We start from the raw sequence: 7,478 nt of genomic DNA, 5'->3' as shown, positions 1-7,478 counted from the left end.
ATCAACAACCTGAAGGACGAAGCTCTTAAAACTTGACCACCAACCTTTTGCTATACGAAAGCCTCACTCAGAGAAATCTGGGTGAGGCTTTTTTTGCGCGCTGCTGTAGAATAATGTCTGTATAACTTATGCTCTCTTAAAGAAAGAAGCTCGATGAATTATGATGATCTGTTTTTGTCACTTGATGATAGCAATGGAGTGAAAGAGCTCCAACAGTTCATCGCTGAAGGGGGAGATCTTCAGCAGGTACACTCTGTTTCAGGCTGGTCGTTGCTACATAGTGCCTGTGAACACCAAAACAAATCATTAATTTGTGCTCTTGCCGAGGCAGATGGGAGGCTGCTGAACACGAGAGCTGCCTGTGGCTATCCACCAATATTTCAGGCATTGGACATCGACATCGATGGAGCAATTCAAACGGGGCATCAGATGACTTTTGAGACCACCCGGTTAATGCTGGAATTAGGTGCTGATTCAAAAATGAGAGATCAGGAGCAACGAACTCTGAGAGAACTAGCTCAGGTTTATGGCGATCTGGTTGTGGCTGAATTCGACAAATTCGTTGCACCTCTGTTATAGTTGTATAAATACGTCAAATAATTAAATATCTGATGTCTTCTTCAGAGTCTCTTCCAGGTATTGTTTCAAAACCAGGCTGTTCTTTTCCACATCAAATTGCTCTTCAACGGTTTTTCTGCCTCGCAGACCCACCGACTTTCTCAGTTCGGGTGAGGTCAGTAACTGTTCCAGTGACTCGTGCCATGCCTCAGTTGTTGTTGCATAGAATCCATTCACACCCTGTTCGATGATGTCTGCATTCACTCCCACAGGTGACGCGACCGCTGGAATTCCCAAGGCCGTGTACTGCAGCAGCTTTAAGCCGCATTTGAATCCGGACCATTCATCGTCTTCCAGAGGCATGATGCCGATGTCGAATGCAGACAGGTCCTGAAATTCCGTTTCCTGATTCCCGGTGATATGGTGAACTTCGACATTCTTCAGGGCCAGATTCTGAATCAGATCAGGTGTGGCTGAGATGATACAGAGTACGAAGTCATGTTCCTGGGTTAATCGCTATAGTACAGAGACGACCAGTTTAAGATTGGGGATGTTCGTATCCAGACCAGTCCAGCCAATCACCGGTTTATCGGACGGAGGCTGGCTGTAGTCTTTGACCGTGCATTCGACTCCCGCCTTACGCAGGCAAGGCAGATAATTCAGAACGCGAAACCGGGAGAAAGGAGCATTTTTCCTGGAGATCAGGAACAGGACGCGCATGAAGGCTCTCTTCAATCAATCAAACACTGATAATTACTGACATCAATCGTTGTGTATCTACTGATGATACACTTTCCTGACAAAGAAACCAGTCGTCTGTCTCCAGCGTAACAAGCGTGAGGGATGTGACGTCAGACTACTTGACAGCCTGGCCGGTGTTGGGATCGATCGACAGATTCAGTCGTTCATCGGCGTAGGTGTAGAAGAAGAAGGCATACATCATTTCATGATAGGTTTGTGGCCCGTTTCTGACGCTGGTGGTGGGATCCGGATTGAACGGATTGAATGCAGAATTGTCATAGTGTGCAATCGCTTCGATGCGGGTTCCAGCCGGGAAGAAGTGCCGCTGGTCTTTCCAGAGATATCCGATCTGCCAGTCAAAGCTGTAGTTGGGGATGACCAGCAGCGATTCGTCTTTTCCGTCCGGATAATGCGCCAGGAATGACATGTCTTTCCCCCGCAGGTGCATATGGGCAAACAGGCCGATGCCATGTGCGTCGCGATCGAGCGTTTTCGAATTTCGGACTTCATGATGGGACGCGTCAGGGGGGATCGTGAATTTCGTATTTCTGCAGATCAGAAAACGATAGCGTTTTTGCACTTTGCCTTCCACATATTTAAAGCCTACGGATATTTTGCATTGCTCCGGTTTTCCGGTAGAGGTGTAATGAATCTGTAGCGCCAGGGCACTCCCTTTGGGGATCAGAATACCCAGTTCTTTGGGCAGGACGGTCGGACCTGATCCCGGGACTTTACCTGTGATAAAGTTGGATTCATCCCATTTCTTCGTCAGGCTGACGGCGGCCATATTGCAGTGATGCAGAACGCCGGGATTATCAGGCCGGATCTGGATGGCGGAGATCCAGGTATCTTCGGGGAAAACATAAGGCAGCACGGTGTAGCGATACGGGATATAGCCATCCGCGGGAAGTGTATGTGTCTCCAGCATGCTGATTTCGAGGTCGGGTTCGCCAATCAGCCATTTCTGTTGAGCAGCAGGGGCGGGCGTGAGGTTTTCAGGTTCCTCTCCGGCTGGCATCCCTGCCTGGTACCAGTCGGCAATTGTCTGACGTTCTTTTCGGGACATACCCCGGTGATTGGCAAATTCCGCGTGTGCACTGCCGCCATACCAGGGAGGCATCCGTTGATCCTGCACGACTTCTGCGATCATGGCTCCGTTATTCTGGACTTCTTCCAGTGTCGTTAAGGCAAACGGGGCTTCGGTCTGGGGACGATGGCAGTCGAGACAATGTTTTTTGATGAGTGGCTGGATGTCCTGGTAATAGGTGACCGATTTCATTTCGCGGCTGACTGCGTGTGAAGAAATCGTGCAGCCATCGACATTGGTTTCAGGAGTCTTTACGGCTTTATTATTCAGAACCGCCTCAATCGCTTCCACCAGATTGTTCTCTGCTGGCTGGGGAAGTGCGCCACCAATCCGGTATTGATCGTCAATGCGGCCGCGATAGCGGAGTTTGAAATCAGAATCCAGAACAGCGACTTCAGGAGTCCGCTCCAGTCCCAGTGCTTTCACTGACTGGCTATGGATATCCTGTACATTCGGGAAAGGGACATCATGGACGATCGCATACTCCGCAATTTCCCGGATTGAATCTGACGGTCCCGTATGCAGCGCGATGAACTGTACTCCCTGGGAACTGTATTCCTGCTCCAGTCGCTTCAGTCGGGGAAGATAGCGTTTCACCAGCGGGCAGGTTGTGTTGCAGGCAATCACCACGAATACTTTCTGCCCGCGAAAATCCCTCAGGGACCGGGTCAAATAGCGAATATCTTTAAACTGAAGTGGCCCTGTCACAGTTCCCACCCGGGCTCTCGCTGTCGGAGCCTCGGCCGCGCTGACTTCTCTCTGGCTGCCTGAGATCAGGAAAGTGAGAAGAAGTAGTTTGCATAGAAGTTGCATGTAAGGTCGAAACATCAGCAAAATCCATTAATCAAACGTCTGCAGGTATGATCGAATCGAGACGAACTCTCTGGCTGATATACCCGGGAAATGGAATTTCCGTTTCACGGAATCGATGAAGTTGTGATTTTTCTTGTGATCCATGTCATGATGCCGCAGAATATTGTCAATGGTTAGAAGGCTCAGCAGTCAGATGTATTGTACTGTTTTGGAACGGGGAAGCGATCATGAAGTTCTCAAGAAGGCAGTTTTTGAACGTAAGCGGCGGTGCTGTCGTCGCTTCCTGTCTGGCAAAACCATCCTTGACTGTCGGGCAGGATGTGCAAAAGCAGGCCTCAAAATCGCTGGGCGGGCTACTGGGGATCACTACTTCCTCGCTGGCTTATCAACTGTCTCCGCGGGCGAAAGTTGATCAAATCACCCTGCTGGAACTCCCCCGCATTTTGCGAGACGAACTGGGAATGACGGTCATAGACCTGAATACTTCCACGTTGACTTCCACCGACCCGAAATACCTCGATCAGGTCCGTGACGCTGCCGACAAAGCGGGTTGTGTCTTGACCAACCTGAAGATGAATCAACCGAAACTGGATATGAACAGTTCCGATACAGCGGTTCGGAACAAGGCATTAAATACCTATAAGGCGTCGATTGATGTGGCCTCTCACCTGGGACTAAAGTGGGCACGCCCCTTGCCCCTGGTGCCGAAGCCCGATATGAAAATCCATATCGCCAGTTATCGCGCGCTGTGCCAATACGGGGCAGAACGCAATGTGCAACTGCTGGTCGAGAATTACGGTTGGATGCAGGACGACCCTGATTCTGTGGTCAAACTGGTTGACCTGATTGGGGAAAACGTCGCCGCCTGCCCTGATACGGGGAACTGGAACAGTGATGAAATTCGCTACGCCGGGCTGAAGCAGACGTTTCCCCTCGCGGTGACCTGTGATTTCAAAGCACGAAATCTGGGGCCACGGGGAGAACATCCGCTGTACGACCTCAAACGTTGTTTTGAGATTGGCTGGAAGGCCGGATTTCGCGGCCCGTGGTGTTTTGAGCATGCCAATCAGGATCGCAAAGCACTGTTCCAGGAACTTTCATTACTGCGTGAAATGCTGCAGTCATGGATGAAAGAAGCAGCGAAGCAGTCATCCGGATCATGAGAGAGCATGCGTTCGCTGCCAACTGTATTACGGCAAGGTCAGGGTAAGGGGGTTTCCTGGTAAGAGGTTTCAATCCATTTTCCTTTTTTCCTGACCCAGGATTCCAGAATCTGGACATGCTTTGTCAGCGTTTTTCCTTCAAAGGTTCCCTCAATCTGAGCTTCGTATCGAATCAGGGCGGTGCGGGGAGTGGGATGAACAATGGTTTTAGGACTCGCTTTGAAAAGAGTCAGTTTGAGTTCCGGCAGCGCTTTCAGTTGATCTTCCTGTGTGAAAAACTGGTACGCTGGCGAAATCGACATGTGCAGGGGGTCGGTCATGCTGCGGATGGTTTCTTTGTCCCGTCTGGAAAATGCCTCATCGAGGGTTTTTACCGCTTTCAACAATTCCGCGTCTGTTTCAGATTCTTCTGCAACAGCGGAACTGGAGAGAATACAGCAACTGAGAATGGCGAACAGGAAGGATCGAAGGGGCATTGGAATTCCTTTCAATGAAACAGGCGAAGTGTGAATCACTGCAGACAATATAGCCTCTGAGCGACCTGGTCGAACAGTCGAGTTGATAGATATTCATAACATATTAAAGAACGCAAACAGTCTGTTTTCAGGCGATCTGATATCTGCTTTGTACAAGTCCATTGGAAAAGGATTGTGTCTGTAAGTGCCGGAGTTTGATATCGGCATCGATTTCTCCGAACAATGGAATACCTGAGCCAATTAATATCGGGATGCGGGTGATGATCAGTTCGTCAATCAGTCCCGCTTTCAGAAAACTCTGGATTGTGATTCCTCCGTCCACGTAGACATGTTGAAAACCCTCTTCTGCGAGTTTCTCAATCAGTTCAGCGGGAGTACAGGATGATGCTACTACAGTCGCTGATAATTCACCCGGGATGGAAACGGGGTGACTACTCAGAATAATCATGCGTTTGTTACCGTAAAACCAGTCGCCTTCGAAGGAGAGCACCGTCTCAAATGTATTGCGTCCCATGATGAGAACATCGATGGAGACCATGAACTCATGATAGCCATAGTCCTCACCTTCCGGGGATTCAGGGTCCTCGATGCCGGGCAGCCAGTCCAGTGCACCGTCTTTGCGGGCGATAAATCCATCCAGGCTGGTGGCGATGTAAACAGAGACTTTCATGGCAGTTTTCCGGTAATCAGGCAGGTCAAAGGTTTTCGTCAGGCTGGAGGGGTGGCTGTTCTTCCGCTACAGAATAATCGCGCTCTTCAATGGGAGGATGTCCCAGTGGTCCGAACGTGCCAAATTCTTCGCATTGGTCTTCGCCGGGAATGTATGTGACTTCAATTCCAGAATCAGTCACATCACAACGATGAAAGCCGAAGCTGGTATCTGCATCAGGCCAGCGTTCACTCAGTTGCCCGGTGTTGCCGGCTGCCTGGGTACGGTAGAGACGAATTCCGTCTACGTGTTGGACGGGGCGTCCTGTGTGCACGTGGCCGCAAAACAGTATTTCGACTTTTGCCGTTTTGAGAATTTCCCATAAACGCTGACGATGGGGCGGATCAATGGAGAAGTACCAGTTATCGTATTGATCCCCGTCGGTCAGGTCCCACGCCGGTTCATCGGGGTGTTCCATGAAAGGCCAGTAATGCATGACAGCAACATGGTGTTTCGCGGGGGGGAGATCCGGCAGTCGCTCCAGCATCCGCCAGAAACGTTGTTCATGCGGCAACCCTGTCCCGGCAACGGCTGCGTAAAAACCTGTGAAGCGGACATCGCGGTGCAGAAACGACCACTGCAGCGGACCGAAATAATTGCTGAACAGGTCCAGGCGTTTCGCCGTCATATTCAGATCAGGATCATTCCAGCCCAGCCCTTTGGGGTCCCAGCGATGTTTGACTCCGGTCTGCGAGGCATGTTTGTTGCCGACATCCATGTTGCCGGGGATGACAAATGTGGGGAAGGGGAGTGTATCCAGATCCTCGCGTGCCTGTTGATATTCGAATTCATGGGTATCGCCGTCCCGGGTCAAATCGCCGCCATGTAACAGCAGGTCAGCATCAATGGCCGCCATCTGCTGTTTAATGGCGGCCCAGCGTTTGTTGATGGCAGGACGAAAACGATAAGAACGCGCTGTCCCCATATGGCTGTCATTGACGTGCAGAAAGGTCCAGGGAGGAGCTGATCGATTCATGGTTAATCTGTTTCCCTTTTTAAATTCGTCTGATCTTTGGGGCAAATGGCAGTAGAGAAGCAGGTTCAATACAGAACCGAAAAAATGGAATTTTGTATGATGATATCATCCTGAACCTGGCAGGGCATTCCAGCTAACCGGTGAGAATACAATTCTGGATGGCCGTGAGACTATTTGTTTTCTGCTGCTCAGGAAAGGATCCGGTTTGAACTTGCATTAACAGGTGCCTGAAAACGACAATACATGGTTGGCACACATTACAGGTAATAGTGTGCCGGAGTTATTTAATTCCTGTCAGTGATGACCCTGTTATGGAGGATGATAAAGCACATGGTTTGTACACACCTGAGAGAACTATATCAGTTTTGTGAACAGAATAAGTTGAAGCTGGGAGGCTCTGACCTGATTCATGTAATCTGCAAACAATGCGATCAGGAAGAAACCTGTCCGTCCACGCTGATGGACGAATACGATTCCAGGCACCCGGAACAGTCAGCGTCTGCTGAATCGAAGACGGATGATAAGCGGGCTGACTGATTAACGAATCATGATGCATGATGGACTGGAGATTTCTACAGGATCTCCCACGGGGGAGAGTTTCCCTGTCTTGGCATCAATCTGGAAGACAACTACATTGTTACCAGGCATATTGGCACAGATCAGAAATTTCCCGTCTGCCGTGACAGCCAGATTCTGTGGACCTTTACCCAGGCTGGGGGTGATTTCGATCAGGGTCAGCTTTCCCTGAACATCCACCTGATACGCGGCGATACTGTCATGTCCGCGATTCGTGCCGTACAGGAATTTCCCATCGGGAGTGAATTTCAGATCGGCACAATGACTGGTGCCCGTGAAGTCTTCCGGCAGCGTGGAAATGGTCTGGCCTTCGATCAGCATGCCTGATTCGGGATTGTAATCAAATTCCGTGATCGAATTTTTCAATTCGTTGATCACA

General features: G+C 50.1%; 9 protein-coding genes and 1 pseudogene. 3 read left to right on the top strand and 7 right to left on the bottom strand.

What is annotated here, in order from left to right:
• The first annotated feature begins 153 nt into the window (after window positions 1–153).
• Window positions 154–579 (top strand): hypothetical protein, encoded by a 426-nt coding sequence (locus tag AACZ40_RS27300; RefSeq protein ID WP_291169605.1) that lies wholly within the window; start codon window positions 154–156, stop codon window positions 577–579.
• 21 nt (window positions 580–600) lie between these two features.
• On the opposite strand, the pseudogene AACZ40_RS27295 reads toward AACZ40_RS27300, so the two are convergent.
• The 3 genes and pseudogenes from AACZ40_RS27295 to AACZ40_RS27285 all read right to left on the bottom strand — a co-directional run.
• Window positions 601–1,053, bottom strand: a pseudogene (locus AACZ40_RS27295) (glycosyltransferase); the annotation flags it as partial.
• Window positions 1,054–1,074: 21 nt separating this feature from the next.
• The gene (locus tag AACZ40_RS27290; protein ID WP_291169608.1) at window positions 1,075–1,278 is read right to left on the bottom strand and encodes a hypothetical protein; all 204 of its coding nucleotides are present in this window, start codon (window positions 1,276–1,278) and stop codon (window positions 1,075–1,077) included.
• Window positions 1,279–1,414: 136 nt separating this feature from the next.
• Entirely contained in the window at window positions 1,415–3,214 is a 1,800-nt protein-coding gene (locus AACZ40_RS27285; protein ID WP_291169610.1) for a redoxin family protein, read from the bottom strand.
• Window positions 3,215–3,426: 212 nt separating this feature from the next.
• On the opposite strand from AACZ40_RS27285, the gene AACZ40_RS27280 reads away from it, so the two are divergent.
• Window positions 3,427–4,362, top strand: a complete 936-nt coding sequence (locus AACZ40_RS27280; RefSeq protein WP_291169612.1) for a TIM barrel protein — start codon at window positions 3,427–3,429, stop codon at window positions 4,360–4,362.
• 38 nt (window positions 4,363–4,400) lie between these two features.
• On the opposite strand, the gene AACZ40_RS27275 is transcribed toward AACZ40_RS27280, so the two are convergent.
• The 3 genes from AACZ40_RS27275 to AACZ40_RS27265 all read right to left on the bottom strand — a co-directional run bounded on the left by AACZ40_RS27275 (window position 4,401) and on the right by AACZ40_RS27265 (window position 6,523).
• Entirely contained in the window at window positions 4,401–4,838 is a 438-nt protein-coding gene (locus AACZ40_RS27275; protein ID WP_291169616.1) for a nuclear transport factor 2 family protein, read from the bottom strand.
• Window positions 4,839–4,965: 127 nt separating this feature from the next.
• Window positions 4,966–5,508 (bottom strand): dihydrofolate reductase family protein, encoded by a 543-nt coding sequence (locus tag AACZ40_RS27270; RefSeq protein ID WP_291169619.1) that lies wholly within the window; start codon window positions 5,506–5,508, stop codon window positions 4,966–4,968.
• Between the two features lie 25 nt (window positions 5,509–5,533).
• On the bottom strand, window positions 5,534–6,523 hold the full coding sequence (locus tag AACZ40_RS27265; protein ID WP_291169621.1) for a metallophosphoesterase: 990 nt from the start codon (window positions 6,521–6,523) through the stop codon (window positions 5,534–5,536).
• Window positions 6,524–6,853: 330 nt separating this feature from the next.
• On the opposite strand from AACZ40_RS27265, the gene AACZ40_RS27260 reads away from it, so the two are divergent.
• Window positions 6,854–7,060 (top strand): hypothetical protein, encoded by a 207-nt coding sequence (locus AACZ40_RS27260; RefSeq protein ID WP_291169624.1) that lies wholly within the window; start codon window positions 6,854–6,856, stop codon window positions 7,058–7,060.
• On the opposite strand, the gene AACZ40_RS27255 is transcribed toward AACZ40_RS27260, so the two are convergent.
• A partial coding sequence (locus tag AACZ40_RS27255) for a beta-propeller fold lactonase family protein (protein ID WP_339676714.1) occupies window positions 7,061–7,478 on the bottom strand: 418 nt, incomplete at its 5' end. It lies immediately after the preceding gene.

It is taken from the genome of uncultured Gimesia sp. (genome assembly GCF_963972345.1).
Lineage (GTDB): Bacteria > Planctomycetota > Planctomycetia > Planctomycetales > Planctomycetaceae > Gimesia.
The sequence above is the reverse complement of the archived record's forward strand: the minus strand, read 5'-3'. Positions and strand labels throughout refer to the sequence as shown.